Origin of the sequence: Pseudoalteromonas sp. Angola-7, from assembly GCF_028599255.1 — a bacterium.
In the GTDB taxonomy this organism is placed as follows: Bacteria; Pseudomonadota; Gammaproteobacteria; order Enterobacterales; family Alteromonadaceae; genus Pseudoalteromonas; species Pseudoalteromonas atlantica.
Genome location: NZ_JAQREL010000001.1, coordinates 31,389 through 50,221, shown reverse-complemented (window position 1 = coordinate 50,221; position 18,833 = coordinate 31,389). Strand labels below are relative to the sequence as shown.

15 protein-coding genes are annotated in these 18,833 nt (G+C 38.0%); 9 read left to right on the top strand and 6 right to left on the bottom strand.

The features are described from left to right. Positions 1-190 precede the first annotated feature (190 nt). From PSH50_RS00230 to PSH50_RS00190, 9 genes are all read left to right on the top strand, one after another. The gene (locus PSH50_RS00230; protein ID WP_024033620.1) at positions 191-580 is read left to right on the top strand and encodes a hypothetical protein; all 390 of its coding nucleotides are present in this window, start codon (positions 191-193) and stop codon (positions 578-580) included. 64 nt (positions 581-644) lie between these two features. Next, positions 645-1,412 carry a hypothetical protein gene (locus PSH50_RS00225; protein ID WP_273587258.1) on the top strand — a complete coding sequence of 256 codons (768 nt, stop codon included), beginning with the start codon at positions 645-647 and terminating at the stop codon, positions 1,410-1,412. Positions 1,413-1,418: 6 nt separating this feature from the next. Continuing rightward, complete coding sequence (locus tag PSH50_RS00220; protein ID WP_273587257.1) at positions 1,419-2,717, top strand: CpaF family protein; 1,299 nt, start codon at positions 1,419-1,421, stop codon at positions 2,715-2,717. Further along, positions 2,710-3,585, top strand: a complete 876-nt coding sequence (locus PSH50_RS00215) for a type II secretion system F family protein (RefSeq protein ID WP_273609205.1) — start codon at positions 2,710-2,712, stop codon at positions 3,583-3,585. The genes PSH50_RS00220 and PSH50_RS00215 overlap by 8 nt, the downstream gene beginning before the upstream one ends. Then, positions 3,582-4,397, top strand: coding sequence for a type II secretion system F family protein (locus tag PSH50_RS00210; protein WP_054982507.1), 816 nt, complete (start codon positions 3,582-3,584; stop codon positions 4,395-4,397). The genes PSH50_RS00215 and PSH50_RS00210 overlap by 4 nt, the downstream gene beginning before the upstream one ends. Before the next feature lie 9 nt (positions 4,398-4,406). Next, entirely contained in the window at positions 4,407-5,570 is a 1,164-nt protein-coding gene (locus PSH50_RS00205; RefSeq protein ID WP_273587255.1) for a hypothetical protein, read from the top strand. Continuing rightward, the gene (locus PSH50_RS00200; RefSeq protein ID WP_273609204.1) at positions 5,567-8,398 is read left to right on the top strand and encodes a response regulator; all 2,832 of its coding nucleotides are present in this window, start codon (positions 5,567-5,569) and stop codon (positions 8,396-8,398) included. Before PSH50_RS00205 ends, PSH50_RS00200 begins: the two co-directional genes overlap by 4 nt. A 338-nt stretch (positions 8,399-8,736) precedes the next feature. Then, on the top strand, positions 8,737-9,561 hold the full coding sequence (locus PSH50_RS00195) for an alpha/beta fold hydrolase (RefSeq protein ID WP_248530881.1): 825 nt from the start codon (positions 8,737-8,739) through the stop codon (positions 9,559-9,561). 467 nt (positions 9,562-10,028) lie between these two features. Next, on the top strand, positions 10,029-10,805 hold the full coding sequence (locus PSH50_RS00190) for a DNA/RNA non-specific endonuclease (protein WP_273587253.1): 777 nt from the start codon (positions 10,029-10,031) through the stop codon (positions 10,803-10,805). Positions 10,806-11,701: 896 nt separating this feature from the next. On the opposite strand, the gene PSH50_RS00185 is transcribed toward PSH50_RS00190, so the two are convergent. The 6 genes from PSH50_RS00185 to PSH50_RS00160 form a co-directional block, all read right to left on the bottom strand. Further along, positions 11,702-12,661: a sugar-binding transcriptional regulator gene (locus PSH50_RS00185; RefSeq protein ID WP_248461469.1), complete on the bottom strand. Its 960-nt coding sequence runs from the start codon at positions 12,659-12,661 to the stop codon at positions 11,702-11,704. 163 nt (positions 12,662-12,824) lie between these two features. After that, positions 12,825-13,838 carry an ABC transporter ATP-binding protein gene (locus PSH50_RS00180; protein ID WP_029772719.1) on the bottom strand — a complete coding sequence of 338 codons (1,014 nt, stop codon included), beginning with the start codon at positions 13,836-13,838 and terminating at the stop codon, positions 12,825-12,827. Between the two features lie 10 nt (positions 13,839-13,848). Beyond that, positions 13,849-14,679, bottom strand: a complete 831-nt coding sequence (locus tag PSH50_RS00175) for a carbohydrate ABC transporter permease (protein WP_273609203.1) — start codon at positions 14,677-14,679, stop codon at positions 13,849-13,851. Positions 14,680-14,681: 2 nt separating this feature from the next. Then, positions 14,682-15,554, bottom strand: a complete 873-nt coding sequence (locus tag PSH50_RS00170) for a carbohydrate ABC transporter permease (protein ID WP_024033631.1) — start codon at positions 15,552-15,554, stop codon at positions 14,682-14,684. 118 nt (positions 15,555-15,672) lie between these two features. Beyond that, on the bottom strand, positions 15,673-16,977 hold the full coding sequence (locus PSH50_RS00165) for a sugar ABC transporter substrate-binding protein (protein ID WP_029772292.1): 1,305 nt from the start codon (positions 16,975-16,977) through the stop codon (positions 15,673-15,675). 138 nt (positions 16,978-17,115) lie between these two features. Then, positions 17,116-18,438, bottom strand: a complete 1,323-nt coding sequence (locus PSH50_RS00160) for a hypothetical protein (protein WP_029772291.1) — start codon at positions 18,436-18,438, stop codon at positions 17,116-17,118. Between the last annotated feature and the right edge of the window lie 395 nt (positions 18,439-18,833).

The following is an 18,833-nucleotide window of genomic DNA, read 5'->3' as shown; positions in this document are numbered from 1 at the left end:
TTTAATTAATCTCTGATTGCGTTTTAACGCACTTTAATAATGATTTGCAAAATGCGAATCATAACAAGGATAAGCAAAGCATATTTTAAAAAATAAAAGTAACTAACTGATTTTTATGTACTTAATAAATGGCACGGTCCTCGCTATATATAAAGTGGGCATAAGCTCTAACACATTTAAGGTGATCATTATGAAAACTATGAAAAGCAACTTAAACGGTAAAAAACAACAAGGCTTTGTACTTACTTCTGAGCTAATTATTCTTTCAACATCTATGGTGGCAGCACTTGTAATTGGTTTATCAACCTTACGCGACTCTGTAACCAGCGAGCTTGAAGATGTAGCAGAAGCAATTGGCTCGTTAGATCAAAGCTATGTATTTGATGGCATGATCAACGCCGAAGGCACTGCAGAAATTTCAGGCTCTGGCTATGTTGATGCCGTAGATGTTTACGCAGGCGATGGTAGCTCGTTTACTTTTGTTGCCTCTGACTTTAGTGAAAGTGCTGCACTTATTAATGCAACGCCAAGTGGCGATGCTGCAACACGTACAGCAGCAGGTGGTTCACAAGGTAATTAAAATTATAACTACCTAAATCACACTGCCACAACCGTGTGGCAGTGAAATTTGTCAGGAGGAAATTATGAAAAGTAAAAATAATAAAGGGGCGACTACCGCTGCACTCACCTTACTTATCACCTCTGGCATGTTGGCCTCAGCGCTTGGCATCAGACAAGTAAACGAACAAGACTTAGTTACTGCCTGGGTGGTAAATAAAAATATGTCGGCGGGGCAAGTAGTGAGTGTGCACGACATTGCCCAAAAAGATGTAAATCCCAGTAACTATGCAAATATGGCGCTAAGTATACAAAATCCCCGCGCTTTTATTGGTAAGCAATTAGCCACTAATAAAATGGGTGAACAACCACTATTTGAAACAGATTTTATGCAGGTTAAAAGCCAAAATTTATCAGAGGCGATCCCCGCAGGCAGAGTACTTTATACATTAAAATTAACCACTTTAGATATTCCATTATCGCGGGTGCACAAAGGCGACCGCTTAGATATTGTTGCTAAAACAAACCGGCTTGTAAGAACCGTTGCGCGCGATGTGCAGCTTATTGGTATTTCAAAGAGTCCTGGCAGTAAAGCGCGAAAAAATGGCGTGATGGACAGCCTAGCAAAAAAAGAGCCGGCAACCAGCGCGGGTGTGTCATTAGTGTTGGCTGTACTTCCTAAAGATGTGTATTCGTTAGCCGCAATTGATACCCAAGATAAGGTATCGATAATTGTGCACAGCGCTTATGACATTGAACAAGGTCGCTTACAAAATTTCTCCCAATTACAAACTAGCCGAACAATTCAAGTGGTTAAAGGCGTTAAAAACCAAGCTGTTTATGTAGCTAAGTGAGGCGCTATGTTTAATTTATCAAGTAAACCAGAGTCTGTAGAAACCAATTTAAATACCTTTGAATCACTTAAAAAAATTCTCCACGATGCGGTAATTGAAGAGTACGAGCAAGACCCAAGTGCTTTACTGAATGATGCGCTGCTTGAAAAAATATCTGCCCTTTGCAGCGATATTGACGAATTTGCACAATCATCATTTAACAGCCATCAACAAGCTCAAGTAGTACAAGCCGTTTACGACGAAATACAAGGTTTAGGACCAATAGCGCAATTTATGCTGGATGACCAAGTAAGCGATATTTTAATTAACGATACGCAAAATATTTGGATAGATAAGCAAGGTAAATTGCTATGTACAGCCAGTAAGTTTGACGATGAACGTCACTTACGTCGTTTTGTTGATAGATTACTTGATAGTTGCGCTCGACAAGTTAACGCTCTGACTCCCATTGTAGATGGCAAACTAAAAGATGGCAGCAGGGTACATATTGTAGTGCCACCGGCATGCACCAGTGCTGCTATTGTTTCGATTAGAAAATTTAACCACAAAAAAATTAACGATGATTTTTTAATCGACAATAAGTTTTTAAGCAAAAACTGCCTCACTTTTTTAAAAACCGCGGTGGCCTTAGGGGTTAATATTTTAGTATGTGGAAATGCCGGCGCAGGCAAAACCACCTTATTAAATGTACTGGCTAATTCAATAAATACTAACGAGCGGGTAGTAACTATAGAAGAAAGTGCAGAGCTAAATTTGCACCATAATCATGTGGTGCAATTAGAGGCGCATGACACCAACAGCGATGGCAAAGGCGCCGTTACCCTGCGTGATTTAGTAAAAGCGGCACTAAGAATGCGCGCCGATAGAATACTTGTAGGCGAAGTACGCGCAGGGGAAGTAATAGACATGCTGCAAGCCATGAATTGCGGCCACCAAGGCTCAATGACCACCGTACATGCTAATAGTGCAAGCGATGCGGTAACCCGATTATCAACGCTAGTGCAATTACATAACGCGCAGCTAAGCGACACCCACACCAGCGCATTAATTGCATCAAGCATTCAGTTAATTGTACATGTTTCTAGAAATACAAACGGTGTAAGAACCCTAAAAAGTATTGGCGAAATAAAGCGAGTAGACGCACGTGCGCAATACTCTGCGCTTTATAGCGTAAGTGATACCGAGCAAGTAAATGATAAGGCAATTAGTACCTCAAGCGTGGTGAGCTTTATGCAAAGCCAAGGTGCCAATGCAAACGAAATAAGTGCATTACTGCAACCGGCCAGGGAGCGTAATTATGAATAAGCTTGATTACTTACTGGCCATAGCAAGTGTTATGTCATTTACTTTAGCACTGAGTGTTTTTATAACACTTAAAGTAAAAACACACGCTGCAAATACTAAGCACGAGGTTGATGTACTTGAAGAAAAAGACATTATCACAGTATCACTGCGGGTACTTGGGATTAACATCAGTAATGCTTTATTTATAAGCGTTGCTTGCTCGCTTGCCACCAGTACTTGGTATGTTGCACAGTACTTTTATCCTCAAGCAACTACGAGTGCATTAATTGTTTCTTTGGTTGTATTTATAACCTGCTTTATTGTGATTATTGATTTAGCGCACTATAAATTAGCCAAGTTTGAGCACTTATTTTTAGAGTACATAGAAACCGTACAATCGTGTTTAAGTACTGGCCTTTCACTTGTTCAGGCTATGCAATTTGCCGACGAACACGCCGAGAAATACATTAAACAGCAAAGTCATTTATTACTGCAGCGCTTAAATATGGGCAGTGATATACAAAGCTCATTTGCCCCTTTAATTAAACGCTACAACTGCGAAACCGTGCGGTTATTTTCACATAGCATAATTACTCATACACAAAGCCAGTGCGATTTAACTGACATGCTTAAAAGTGTATGCAAAATGATGTCGTTAAGAACGCTAGATCGCCAGCAGCTCAAAGCTAAGCTTTCTGGTACTAAATACGCTGCGCTGTTTAGTGGCGTTTTACCCTACGCTTTAGTGCCTTTATTTAATTACACCGATCCAACCTGGTTCGATCCGCTGTTAAATAACCCCAATGGCATGGCTTTTATTACCGTTGCTGTGCTTTGCCAGTTATTTGGCTTTTTATGGCTTCGCCTAAGCTTGAGGGTAACGCTATGATAGACCTATTTTTATTTGTTGGCTTATTGGTGAGTATGGGGGCATTTATCCATATTCAAAAGCAGTCATTAAAGGCTGAGGTTCAGCAACCTATCAAAACCAATATAAATTGGTATCCATTAATTGTTATTTCAAAAAACCAATTTAGACAAGCAGGGTATCAGTTAAATAAAATTTTATTGAGCATGTACTGCTTTAAAATGGCCGCCACATTTTGTGCTTATACTGCCATAGAGATCACTGGTTATGTATTAAGTACACCGCTTGTAGCCATTATCTGTTTTATTAGCTTTTTTGCGCCTGATATGTGGTTTTTATTTAAAAAAGGCCAGCGTAAAGTACAAATAAACAATAGCTTAGAGTTTTTTTTAAGTGTGCTGTTAGTGTATATGCGCGCTGGCTTTTCGCTAGAGCGCGCATTTGCTTTAGCGGTTGATCACGGGTTAAGTAAAAAACACCCTTTATATAAAGAGCTTAAACTATTTTTGTTTGAGCTCAGTGCCGGTAAAGACCGCGAAACAGCCTTTAATTCGTTATATGACAGAACAGGGGTCTCGGGATTAAAAAAATTAGCTAATTTAATGCTTATTGGCTCTAAGCTTGGCACCCCGTTAATACAGGCGGTTGAGTCACAATTAGAAAGCTTTGCGCTTAAAAAAAATATTTTATTAGCTAAAAAAGTAAATAAAAAAGCACTGCATACCACCTTTCCCATTATCTTAATTTGTTTTCCTATGTTTTTAGTACTGGTGTTTTTTCCTGCGGCGCTGCAGGTAATGAATGTACTAAAAATGCTGGTTGAAGTGCTATAGGAGCGCTCTATGAATAAACAATACCAACAGGGCTACATACTCACTATTGAGCTGATTTTAATTATTACCATTTTAATTATTGGCTCAATTGGGGGTGTTATTTTAGTGCGCGATGCACTTATTAAGCGCTATCACACAAAGATAGATAACCAAATAACAGTGGTTGATGCTAATAACACCCCTTTAGGTATCGCCATTGGGTTTGATGAGCACCAAGCGCCTTTAATTTTTTACACAGACCGCCAAGCAAATGCAACATATCGCGCTTTAATTGGGATACGCGATGACAGGTTCACCTCACGAGAAGCGATTTATTACGATGCGCCTAATTGCCAAGGTAACCCGTGTATAAAAAGTTTAAGTGATGAGTTTTCAGATAGTTTAGGAGTTAGTAACACCGCTAATAGTGGCAATGTAAGTTATATAAATGCGCTACAACAAGGCCCTAATTATGCCATTGGCCAATTAAGTAACTCCGTAATGGGGCAATTACTAAAAAGTACAGCATTAGCGTGCCCCGCAACAGGTGACGAGATTGTATCGCGCTATATGTCTCAAAAGGTAGTTACTGGTAACCCATGCGAAAGCTTTTCAATTGCTAAACAACAAGCCGATAGTAGTTGCTTGGTTGGTGTAACTGCACTTGGTAATCCGTTATTAGGCATAGACAGTCAGCAATTATCGCAGTCGTGCAATAGTTGCCAAACAGGGTATGAGCCGCAAGGCGATATTCTTGATTTATATTTGCCACAAGTTGAAGTGTTATTAGGAACCGCGCTTGATGCACTTTCGCTGATAGGTGTAGCAAGCAGAGTAGATGTAGAGCTAGGCAGTATTTGCTGCCCACAAGGTACGCAACTAGAAGAAGATGAAAATATAGTAGAAACACTGGTATTTACTATTTTAGAAACAACTTTTGAGCTGCTAGGTATCGATTTAATAAATAACGACATAATTATTCAAACGCTGGCCCTTATTGGCATAGAGCCTGGCGTAACTTACTGCGAGGCTTCGCTCAATTTAACTTCGGCAGAGCCGGTGTTAAATGCACAAGGCGAACCTGCTTTAAATAACTTACTTCCGCCATTTAGAGTAAAACTTCCATCACATACAAGTGCTAACAGCACGCGTTGGATTTCTACACCGCCGAAAGGTGAAGGAGTGCGCCCATGAACAGTTCATATGCAAATAATATAAATGAATTTAACAACACACAAATAGATGAAATAAAACAAGAAATAACCGAAACGCTGACCCTAATGAAGCAGTTTTATGATGTTTCTATTGTTAAATTCGTTGATTATAATGCCTTGTATACGCAACAAATTATCAGCTGCGATGACCCATACAAAGCCGACAGTGAATTAAATAGCTTGGCACAAACGTGCACACAAGAAAAACTCTACATAATTGAAGACACCATATTTGACCCACTAACAAAAGGGCGCTGCCAACAGGTACGCTTTTACTCTCAATATCCCATTTATAATTTAGATAACAGCTTAATTGGCGTACTGATCATTGCCGATATTTCACCTAAAACACTTATAGGCTCTCAAAAAGAACAATTTGTATCTTTTGCGCAATTACTGCAAACCCAACTTAATAAGCATTTTACCCCAACTAAGACAATTAAACCGAGTGAGACAAAATCACTAAATCGATTTGTTCACTTATTTAGCTTAGCGCCGGTGGCCTTTTTAATTGCGTTGGTTATTTGCTCGTTCTCGGCTTTGCTTTTATATACGTTAGATAAAAAAGACAAAAAAAGTGCCTATGCCATACAAACTCAGCAGTTAAGGCAAACGCTGTTTGATGCATTAGAGCGCTTTGACAACCAAGCACTTTATATTACTCAAAAAGATAAAATTGTCGCAGGCTTTTTAAAAAGCCAACAAAGTTATACTCAGCAACAATTAAGTGATTTAGTAAAAACGCAGGTATCAAGCAGTTTAACGTATAAAGGTTTTGTTGTATTTGATAATGACTATAAACAACTTGCCATATGGTCTAAAAACAACTTTGATTTAGCAGCTTACGGCTTTACTAATTGGCTAAACGCATTTTCAATGCGAGCAAATAAACAATCAGTAGAGGTATTTACTGTTGCCGATACAGCGTTTTTAATTTCAGAAATAAACATGGGTAATAGCGCAATTTATACACTCACAGCCTTTGATTTAAGTAAGTTTTTAAATGCCATAATAGGTAAGCTAAATACGCAAAATTATAATTTATTTATATCAACCCCTCAGTTTATATTAGGAAGTAGGGGGGAGCTAAATGTTAAAACTATCCCTAACAGCATAAGCGCAGCAAGTAGTCGTTTTCCTGCTACGTGGCGCTTGCATGTGCAACCCATTAAACCGATAACGCCTGCTAATGTATCTAGGTTCGACTTATTTAAACTGGCATTAATTAGCTTAGCTATATTTGCATTTGTTTATTACTTTTTACGTTTACCAAGGCGCTTACATGACGAAATTAAACAAAAAAATACCCTTATACTTAATAGAGAATCGCTGTTTTCAAGCTCGCTTGATGCGCTGCCGCATGGCTTTGCCATTTTTAATAGTAAAGAACTTCCGGTAATAACTAATCAGGCATTTAACGAATTGTTTTCTCATGTTACTCAAAACAATAAACAATTAAGTTACAGCCAAATAATGAGTATATCTCAACAAAATAATATTATTACGCATTATCAAGAGCATAATAAATTAGCTAATGGACATAGCCAATTAATAGATATCGGCTTTAGCGATGGCCGCTGGATCACCGTTGTGCAAAGGCATACCGACTTTGGTGGCTTTGTTTGTTACTTTAGAGATGAAACACAAGCGCATCAAAAAGAGTTATTACTTGCCCAAGTAGTAGAAAAATCTAAGCAAGCTAACCAGCTAAAAGATAAATTTGTAGCACGCTTAGCAATGCAATTAAAAGCACCACTTAGTTCACTGCAATCTATAGTAGAGCTTAATTATAAAAACAGTAAAGGCAATTTTAACAATGAGTTAGAAAATGCATGTACACAGTTAAGTTGTGTTGTGCAGCAGTTAGTTAATATAAATAAAACCGATACCGGTAAATTAAAGCTTAAAATGAGCGCTATTAATTTAGCTGACTTGCTTAAAAATACGGCCGGTATTCTTAATAAAGACTCTGATGATAAAAATATAATCATTAATAACAATATGCCCATAGATAAAGGCATAAGCAGTGATGAAAAACTGATTATGCAATTAATTATTCAGCTGGCTAGTGAGCTTATAGAAAGCACACATCAAGGCAAATTGTCGTTAAATTCTGAGCTGATTAACGAGCAAGGTAAACATTATTTGTCGCTGGATTTTTCTATAAATAACTTAGCAAATCAGGGAAATTTTTATAGTCAGTTACAAATGGTAAGCAAACAACAGTCTTTTGAAAGTGATATTAATTTTGATGCTACATTAGAGCTGCGGTTTTTTCTCTCAGTTTTTAAAATGCTCGGCGGTAAAAATATTACTGTGCACGAGCGCGGTAAAACAACATCTATTAATTTATCGTTATTAGTTAACACGGTAGAATTGTTACCCGTAAGTGCAAACAAGCAAGAACCTATTACTGAAACTACAACGCATACAGAATTTAACAACACCAAATCGTTGTTATTAGTTGATGATGAACCGCTCGTAGAAATGGTTATTAAAGCCATGCTGAAAGATGAAAACGTAGCAATAGATTATGCAAGCAATGCAATAGAAGCTATGTTGATGGTGTCGCAAAATAATTACGATATTATTTTAATGGATATTGTTATGCCAGAACTCTCGGGCACTGACGCGATGCTTAAAATAAAAAAACATAACGCAGACAAGCAGACTAAAATTATTGCCCACACTTCAGATTCTGACACAAATAGTAATGCTAAGTATGTTGAGCTTGGGTTTGACGACATGCTTGAAAAACCAGTAAAGCAGCAAGTATTAATTAATAAAATTAAGCATTTGCTAAGCTAGTCCAAATTAAACAATATAAAACTGTAAAATACACAGGGCCTATTATTTTTAATAGGCCCAAACTGGCAGTAATTATTTCATGTAGCTGCTACTTTATTTCATAATTTTAAAAATGAAGGTTATTTTATAACTCTTTATTTTTTACTCTTTTCGCTTAACTCAAAATAAATCCTACTTACTATTAATAGCCACAGACCGCGTTTTAAAGCGCTCTCAGGTTTTTGTAATTATTTAAACCTCAAAAAAATTATTTAAAAAACAAGCTGGGATGATAATTGCTCATCACTATACATACACAGGTTTAGGCTAAATTTTAAATATTGATGAGGATATTAAGTATGAGTAAAACACAAACCATTACCGTAGAAGGCCACAAAATTGCGTATCAAGAAATGGGCGAGGGCACACCTCTACTATTATTACATGGTATTCCGACTAACAAATCGCTATGGCGAAATATTATGCCGACACTGAGTGAGCAACATCGTGTTATTGCACCTGATTTACTCAATTACGGTGAATCGGATATGCCAAAAAATACCGATGTATCAATTAATGCCCAATGCAAAATAATCAGTCAATTTATGGATGAGCTAGGTATTGCTAAAGCAAACGTCGCCTCTCATGATATAGGTGGCGGAATAGCACAACTCATGGCGGTAAATTACCCAGAAAAAGTAAACAGCTTAATATTAATTGATAGTGTTTGCTTTGATTCTTGGCCAATACCCGAGTTTGAACCTTTGCTTGAGCCTGGTGTAGAGCAAGAAACATCGGTTGATGAGTTTGTTGATACGCTAAATGAATTTATGCCAAAAGGTGTATACGATAAAAGCATAATGACCGATGAGCTGAAAAAACAGTATTTAAAGCAATGGAGTAATGAGCAAGGTAAAGCAGCGTTATTTAATAATATGCGCCGACTTAATAAAGAGTACACACAAGCAATTGCCGGTGAGCTTAAAAGCTTAAAGCATGAAACCCTCATTTTATGGGGTGATGAAGATAACTTTCAAAAACCTAAATATGCACCTCAGTTAGCTCAAACCTTACCAAATGCAACACTAACTTGGATAGAAAAAGCAGGGCACTGGGTTATAGATGAAAAACCAGAACGAGTAACTTCGTTAATGGGTGAATTTTTGGCTGATAAAAAGTTTTAAAACACCTTAGTTTTAAAGGCCTAGTTAGCCACTTTGGCTAACATGTATATAAAACCATGCCGTTTGAGCTGTATTAATTTTTATATAATTAGTTACTCAAACGGCTTTTTGTTTTCATCTATTTTTTAGTATTAAACCATTTAAGTATAAACCGCTATTAATAGCTCAATATTCATACATTAAAAGTATGCGTAAACGCTTTATATCAGGGTGATACGCATAGAAAACCACAAAGAGCTCAATTTAACATAATTCATGTAGGTATATAAAAACCCCTTTATTCGCTAGGTCTACAAGTGACGTTACTACGTTGAATATAAGGCGAGGGTAACTGTATGCTCGCGACTTTTATTAGTAATACCAAAAGCCTAAGACGATATTATTGTATTTATAAACAATTAGTTAGATACATATTGCTGTAATAATGTACTGCTAATTTTTACCCTCATTTAATTGAGGATAAAACAATGAAGACAATAATAAAGGCATCAATAGTACTTACAGGTTTATGTTTTGCACACAGTGCAAGTGCAGACAATTGTTTACAAGGTTGCCCAACAGGTTTAGATAATGGCAATACAATTGAGCGAAGTATTTATACTTTAAAAAATAATCGTTATACAAAGTTTGCAGATTGGGTGGCTTACCATGTTACGACTAGCACTATGAGTGGACCATCGAGAAGCAGAAGTTGGAAAGCCGATCCTGATCTATACTCACATTACACGTTAGAGCCTAGTGATTACACCGATGCATATGCAACAATAAATACCGATAGAGGCCATCAAGTTCCATTAGCATCTTTTAGTAATACGGCTGATTGGAAACTAACAAACTTACTTTCTAATATTACGCCGCAATCATCCGCATTAAATCAAGGCCCATGGGTTAGGCTTGAATATGCAGTGCGAAATCACGTAGGAAATGGAAATGATTTATATGTAGTAACAGGTCCATTATACGAATATTATTTTGCAGAGTTACCACAAGCTAACGAAGCCCATACGATTCCAAGTGGCTATTTTAAAATTGTTATGCAGCAAACTGGTAGCACAATTAAAGCATCGGCATTTATTATGGAGCAAACAGCAAATCGCAGTGATAACTTTTGTAATACCGAAGTAAGTATTGATGAAGTTGAATCGCGCTCGGGTATAAATGTAATGCCAAACTTATCGTATAACAGTGCACAAACAATTGAATCATCAGTGTATGGTTTAAGATCTGAACTAGGTTGTAACTAAGCCATATTATTTTTGCGTTAGGCCTTAGGTTTTGAAGAACTTAAATCTAAGGCTTTAAATTAAACCTGATATGAGTCGCAAAAAATCTTGTAGCAATAAGTTAGCTTTAAATAAAATGATAGAAACGAAAATTACAAAATTTGAGCCTGTTTAAAAAGGTAATTAATTTTTATAAAGGGAATATAGAGGCTGCTATATGGAATTTGTAATTGCTTGGTTTTATAAGATTGAAAGGCTACATAAATATTTGCGAAAATATCAGTGTAAAAAGTAGTGCGTTAGTTGTTGTTAAAAGTTACTGTGCATAACAATTTAAACGGTTAACTGAAAGACCAACTTTAAAACGACTATTACTCAAAACACTAAAAATAGGGGTTTATACCTAAATAATAGAAGCATAGTTACTTTGATTATGTATTAATCCACCTTATTTAACATAATATAAATTATAGGTAGTTATCTATATTATAATAAGGAGTGCGTATTACACTCCTGCTATGTCCAATACTAGACGGTATCGGACATTAGGATTATTTTTACCAAGCTATACCAAGCCTTACTTTGCTAAGTGCTTTTAGTTTATTTCTGGTCATTACGCTTTTATTATCCATTACACTCAAAACTTTACTAACTATATTACTTGCAAAGAACTTTAAGCATTGGCTACTTTAAAATTTTTACCACAGCAGTTTTTGTTTTGCTATTTTCATCAACGTTCTTTCATTGCGGCGCTCTTTTATTACAGCGCTATTTAAAACGTTTTATAAAAAGCCTAAATTTATTAAAACTTTATTGGTATTTTAAATGAGCCTGTTAGTTTTCCTTTTTGAAAAATAAAGGCTCAGTTAGTCAGTTATCATCCGTAGATTTTAAAAAGCTACCTAAAACAACCTTGGCTAATCCATACTTAAAATACGTTCTGCTGTGTATTCGTTAGTAATTAAACCGCTGATCATATTCGATCTAACTGCACCAAGTATCGCAAGTACTTTATCTTCACCGGCGGCTATAGCGTAAATTTGTTTATTACCTTCAATTTTTAATGGCGTACTGGCAACACGTTGGTTTACAGTGCAGTCAATTAATTGGCCGCGTTTGTCGTAAACCCAGCTGATCATTTCGCCCACAGCCCCTAAATTTTGTAGCTCTTTTAGCTCTTGCTCATCAACAAAGCCATCAATATGCAATGGCGATTTTTCGCCTAGGCTACCTACACCCACAAATGTTACGTCGGCTTGGGTGGCCAATTTTAAGTTACTGGTAATATTATGTTGTGAATGCAATTGCTGTTTCTCTTCAACACTTCTTGGTAATACAGGAAGCGGCATTGGGTAATGCTTTGCATTTATATGCTCGGCCATTCTAACAACTACATCATAAGGTGAAGCCGACCCGTCAAGTGCCATGTTACCAAGCATAGCCACAACTTTGTGTTGGCTACAATCTAGCGTTGGCAGTTCATCAACGCATGCACGTAATACGCGCCCAGTACCCATAGCTAAAATTTTCGGTGTTTCTGATTTTAAATGGCGTTGTATTTCAGCTGCACCGGCTTGCGCTAAACCTACTGTAGAGTTTGGTTCTGAGCCATCGCTAGGCACTACTTCACAAGAGTCTAAGCCAAAACGGCTTTTAATTTTTTCTGCTAAATCCATACATTTAGCAATAGGATGATCGAGCCTTACTTTAATAAGCCCTTGGCTTACAGATAATGCCACCATACGTTGAGCCGATTGACGAGATACATTGAGCTTTTTGGCAATTTCGTCTTGTGTTTTACCCGCAACATAATAGAGCCACCCTGCTCTAGCTGCATCATCGAGCTTACGTATTTCTGTATTTGATAGCTTTGCCACATAAACCTCTTATTTTGATAAGCCGCTTAGTTTAGCGATAAATCATTTTATAATATTTGCAAATATATCATTCATTTATAAAATGCCGAAGTGTCACATTAATTTAATAACCAATACTTTAGGTAAATTTGCTATTCCTAAAGTATTGGCCTAAAACGGCGGATTAAACTGTTGGGTTTTTAATCGTTAACCCATTTTTATCAAATCTATGTACCTTGTGCTCAGGCGCACTTAAATATATTGTATCGCCATATTGTAATGGGCAATCGCCATCTGCTTTCACCGTAACCGTGCTGCCATCGTTAATAGTTACATGTAAAAAGCTTTCAGAACCTAAATGCTCGATAACGCCCACAGTACCTTGCCAAGTTCCTGACTCAGTTGAAATTTCAAAGTGCTCAGGACGCACACCTAAACTATGCGTTTGTGCATGGCTATCGTTATCTACTTCAATAAAGTTCATTTTTGGTGAACCAATAAAGCCTGCCACAAATTTATTTACCGGGTGCTGGTACAGCTCAAGTGGCGTACCGACTTGCTCAATAATCCCCCCATTAAATACTGCAATTCTGTCTGCCATTGTCATCGCTTCAACTTGGTCATGTGTTACATAAATCATTGTTGTAGCTAAGCTTTTGTGTAGTTCAGAAATTTCTAAGCGCATATTTACACGCAGCGATGCATCTAAATTTGAAAGTGGTTCGTCAAACAAAAAAGCCGACGGTTGCCTAACAATTGCACGCCCTATTGCTACACGTTGGCGTTGCCCGCCCGATAATTGCCCTGGTTTACGGTCTAAGTAATCAGTTAAATTAAGTATTTTAGCGGCATTTGCTATTTTACTTTCTATTTCAGCAGGGCTTACTTTTGCACGTTTTAGTGGAAACGCAATATTATTGCGTACACTCATGTGCGGGTACAAAGCGTACGACTGAAATACCATAGCTAAACCACGTTTTGCCGGTGGCGTCTGTGTTGCATCTTGGCCATCAATCTCAATTGTGCCGCTGGTTGTGTCTTCCAATCCGGCAATCATACGTAGTAATGTTGATTTACCACAGCCCGATGGCCCTACAAATACAATAAATTCACCGTCTTTTATCTCTAAATCAAGCGGTTTAATTACGTTAACTTCATCAAAACTTTTGGTTACTTTTTTTAGTGTGATGCTGCCCATGTGTGTTCTCCTACTTTACTGCGCCAAAGCTTAAGCCGCGCACTAATTGTTTTTGACTAAACCAACCAAGAATTAATATTGGCACAATGGCCATGGCAGATGCTGCCGACAACTTGGCGTAAAATAACCCTTCAGGGCTTGAGTAACTGGCAATAAATGCCGTTAGTGGTGCGGCATTCGCAGCGGTTAAAATGAGTGTCCAAAATGCTTCGTTCCATGCCAAAATTACGTTTAACAGTAATGTTGAGGCTATGCCAGGTAATGCGATTGGCAGTAATACATGAAATATTTCTTCACCAATAGTTGCACCATCCATTCGTGACGCCTCTAAAATTTCACCCGGAATTTCTCTAAAGTAGGTGTATAACATCCATACCATAATCGGTAAGTTTATTAAGGTCATAACAATAACTAAGCCCAGTTTTGTATCTAATAAGGCAAAGTCTCTAAAGAGTAAATAAATAGGAATTAACACCCCTACCGGCGGGAGCATTTTTGTAGAAAGCATCCACATAAGTAGGTTTTTAGTTTTTTTCGTTTGCACAAACGCCATTGACCACGCGGCTGGTACGGCTATTAATAAGCCCAATAAACTTGAACCGAGTGATATAACCACCGAGTTCCAAAAGTGATCAAAATACGGCGAGCGGGCTAACACATCTTGATAGTTTTCCAGTGTCCAATCAAAAGCAAATAACGCTGGTGTGGCTGATATTGCTTCTGCTTCGGTTTTAAAACTGGTGATTAATGTCCATAAAATTGGGAAAAATATCATCCCACTGATGGTCCATGCTGCCAGGGTATAAATTAGTTTTGATTTTTTATTTGTTGCACTAGCCATGATTAACCCTCTAAGTTTTTACCAATAAGGCGCATTAAAAATATGGCTACAATATTGGCAATAATTACTGCAACTATGCCCCCTGCTGAGCCCCCGCCTACATCAAATTGTAATAACGATTGGGTGTAAATTAAGTAAGTAATATTGGTGGATGCATACCCAGGCCCGCCACTGGTTGTCACTAAAATTTCTGCAAAAATAGAAAGTAAAAATATAGTTTCAATTAAAATAACAGCGGTAACAGCGCGTGATAAATGCGGCAGCACGATGTAAAAAAACTTACTAAAAGGCCCTGCACCATCTAAATCGGCAGCTTCGAGTTGTTCGCGGTCAAGTGATTGAATCGCCGTGAGTAATATCAACGCAGCAAACGGTAACCACTGCCAAGAAACAATAATAATGATTGAAAACAAAGGCATTTGCGCAAAAAAGTCGATAGGTTCAAACCCGAGCCAAATTGCAAAGTGTGCAAATAATCCGTTTACAGGGTTCATAAACATGTTTTTCCACACCAAAGCCGATACGGTTGGCATAACAAAAAATGGGGCGAGAACCATAATACGAACATAGTTTCGCCCCCATATTGCTTGGTCGAGGAGAACAGCTAAACCGATACCACCACAAATTGTGATAGCTAATACACCCGTTACTAAATAAAGGGTATTAAAAAAGGATTCAACAAATGCGGGATCTGTTAAAAAAAACTCGTAGTTTAAAAAGCCTACAAATTCGCGTTCACCAGGAATAAGTAAGTTGTAATCTACAAACGAGAAATAGAGTGTCATGCACAGCGGCACTATCATCCATCCTAGTAATAAAATTACACTAGGAAATAGCATTATGCGTGCAAGCGTACGAGACTGTGTAGTTGCCATATCAGTGACCTTCAAAAAGTCAGCATTAACCTTAGCAACAACGACAAACGGCTACTAGATAACATGCTAATGCTGACGAAAAATACGAGGTAAGCGTTAAACTTACCCGCCTACTTATTTATTTTGGGTAGCGCGCTTTACGCATTGTGCGCTCAACTAGGCGTTGTGATGTGTTAAGCGCTTGCTCAACAGTCATTTGCCCAGTAAGTGCAGCGGAAAACTGCTGCCCAACAGCAGTGCCAATTCCTTGAAATTCAGGGATAGCAACAAACTGAATGCCAACATAAGGCACGGGTTTAACTGTAGGGTTTTTCGGGTCGGCCGAATTAATAGAATCAAGCGTTATTTGTGCAAACGGTGCTGCATTCATGTATTGCTCGTTTTCATAAAGTGATGCGCGAGTACCCGGCGGTACTTTTGCCCAGCCTTTGTTATCGGCGACTAATTGGCTGTACTCTTTTGATGTAGCCCAGCTAATAAATTTCATTGCAGCATCAGATTTTTTACTGCTAGAAGGAATTGCAAGTGTCCATGACCATAGCCAGTTACCACGTTTACCTAGGCCATTATCTGGTGCAAGTGCAAAGCCTACTTTATCAGCTACTTCAGAATCTTTTTTATTGGTTACAAATGCGCCAGCAACCGTTGCATCAATCCAAATACCACATTTACCCGTTTGAAATAACGCTAGGTTTTCGTTAAACCCATTCGCTGACGAACCCGCAGGTCCAGACTCTTTCATAACATCTACATAGTACTGGAGTGTGGCTTTCCACTCAGGGGTATTAAACTGTGGTTTCCAATTTTCATCAAACCAGCGAGCGCCAAACGAATTTGCCATTGAAGTAATTAAAGCAACATTTTCGCCCCAACCTGCTTTACCACGTAAGCAAAGGCCATAAACACCTTCATCTTTATTGGTCATCGCTTTTGCAGCTTTTTGAATAAAGCTCCACGTAGGCGCGTTTGGCATTTCTAGGCCGGCTTTTTCCATTAGGTCTGTACGGTACATAACCATAGAGCTTTCGCCATAAAATGGGGCCGCGTATAATTTGTTATCTATGGTTAAACCACTGCGAATAGCCGGTAGTAAGTCATCAACGTCGTAATTTTCACCTAGGTTATCAAGCTCAGTTAGCCAGTTTTGTTTACCCCAAATTGGCACTTCATATGTGCCAATTGTCATTACATCGTATTGGCCGCCTTTTGTGGCAACATCGGTTGTTACACGTTGACGTAAAATATTTTCTTCTAGTGTTACCCATTTTAATGAAATATCTGGGTTTTGTTCTTCAAAATGATTGCTAAGCTCTTTCATGGTGATCATGTCACCATTATTAACAGTGGCAATGGTTATGGTTTCTTTAGCGGCTACGTTAATAGCCATAACTGAACACGCGAGCATTAATAATTTAGTTTTCATCGGGTTAACCCTCATAAATATGTTAAATGACGCTTAAAAATAACTGTAAAGCGCCTTAGTAAATAAAGCGGTGAGTAATTTCAACGTATTTAGAGCGCTGAAATTACCTTTAAACCAAACAGTAAGTTAGTAAGCTATTTAAAATTTAACTGAGATTTCTGAGGTGAAACCGTCAAAACCACGACCAATTTGGCCGCCTGAGTTTGCGCCTTCTTCTTGGTTTACATACTCAACTTTTAAAAGTGTCGAATCTGTAAACCAGTAACCCGCGGCTACTTGTAAGCGCTCAACGGTGTTATCGTTTTGGCTGATTAAATCGGAAGTGTTTTCTGACTCTGCATAGCGCGCGGCTACGTAAAGTTTTTCAGGAATGATATATTGCTGTGCTTCAACGGCGTAATATTCTACTGAGCTTTCGCCTTTAATTACACTGTTAGAATCAAACGTGGTACCGTTTTCGTCTGCCACGCCATCTGTACCAAAGTAGGTAATACCTGCCACTGCGTTACCTGCAGAGTCTGCAAAGGTGTAATCGTCAGACGATTTACCCAACATTAAAATGATGCTGGTTTGATCTGATGGCTGATACGCTAAATTTAATTGAATGATAGACTGATCAAGCCCTGGCATAACACCTACGTGAGTATCACGTTCGCTTGAAGGAGAAGCCGAAAAGTTATAGTTTTCGCCATCACCAAAACGGTAATTTGTTGTTGTGAGTCCATCTAAGCTCGCTACGCCATTTTCAAAACGAAGTTGGTCGCCTTGGTTAGCTTGTAAGTAATTTAAGCCAACTTTAAAGCCACCTTCAAACTCTAATGTACCTTGTAAGCGGTAATTAAAGCCTCTATCTTCTTGAAATGCTTCGCCAAAGCTTGATGTAGTAATGTGACCTGCCACGTTATAAGAACGAAGCACACCACTGTCAAAAGTTTCTGTGTAGCTTAATTGTGCACCGTTTTCTGCGGTTGCGTAGTCGTTAATGCCGTTACCAATTAAGGCATTACCTTGGTTATCTGCGCCGTCTTGAAAACCTTTGAACTGAAATGGAGACGCGCCAATATTACCTAAACGAAGCGTTAAATTTTCGTTTTCGTTTGGTGTGCCGTATAAGCCAAGTAAATCAAATTCAATACCTGCAAAGTCGTTATGGAACGAAAAATCACGGTCGCCGCCGCCAAAATCGTTTGGCTCTTCGGCTATATCAATGTCGGCAGTAATGTATTCATTTATATGAAACTTAAGCATTAAGTTAGCTCTAATACGCCCAAAACCTGATGATTGTTCTTCATCTCCAGGACGAAATGCACCGTCTTTAGCTTGAATAGACTGAAAGTTTTGCATTGCTAGAAAGTTAACGTCAAGGCGGTCAAAGTAATCTGACATTTCTGCTTGTGCAGGCGCTGCCAACGCTGCTGCTACTAAAGTTAGCGCAAATTTAGCTTTCTTATTATTTAACATAATGAACTCTCTATTTAGTGTGTTGTGTATTTTCAGTGTGCAGCTAAAGCAAATGGGCATTTTATATAAATGTGTTTTTAAACTTCGCAATGGGCATTGGCTCAGCTAGTGAGCATAATCACAAATGAATAATGTAACGTCAACATCTTTTATTACAAAACATTTACATGAAATCGTATTTATAAAAATTTACATTTATAAACAAGGGTTTAATAGTTTTGAATTCCAAAATAAAATTGCCAGTTATGACTAAAGTCTTATTTAAAATGTTCTGTAGAGGGCTATTGAAGAGCGTTATTTAACATTTATTAACCAATTAAATGGTGTGGGCGTTTAATTAATACGGCAGGTTTAGGCGCGTAAAAGCGCTAATTGGTTGTTTTTTGATTTACTTT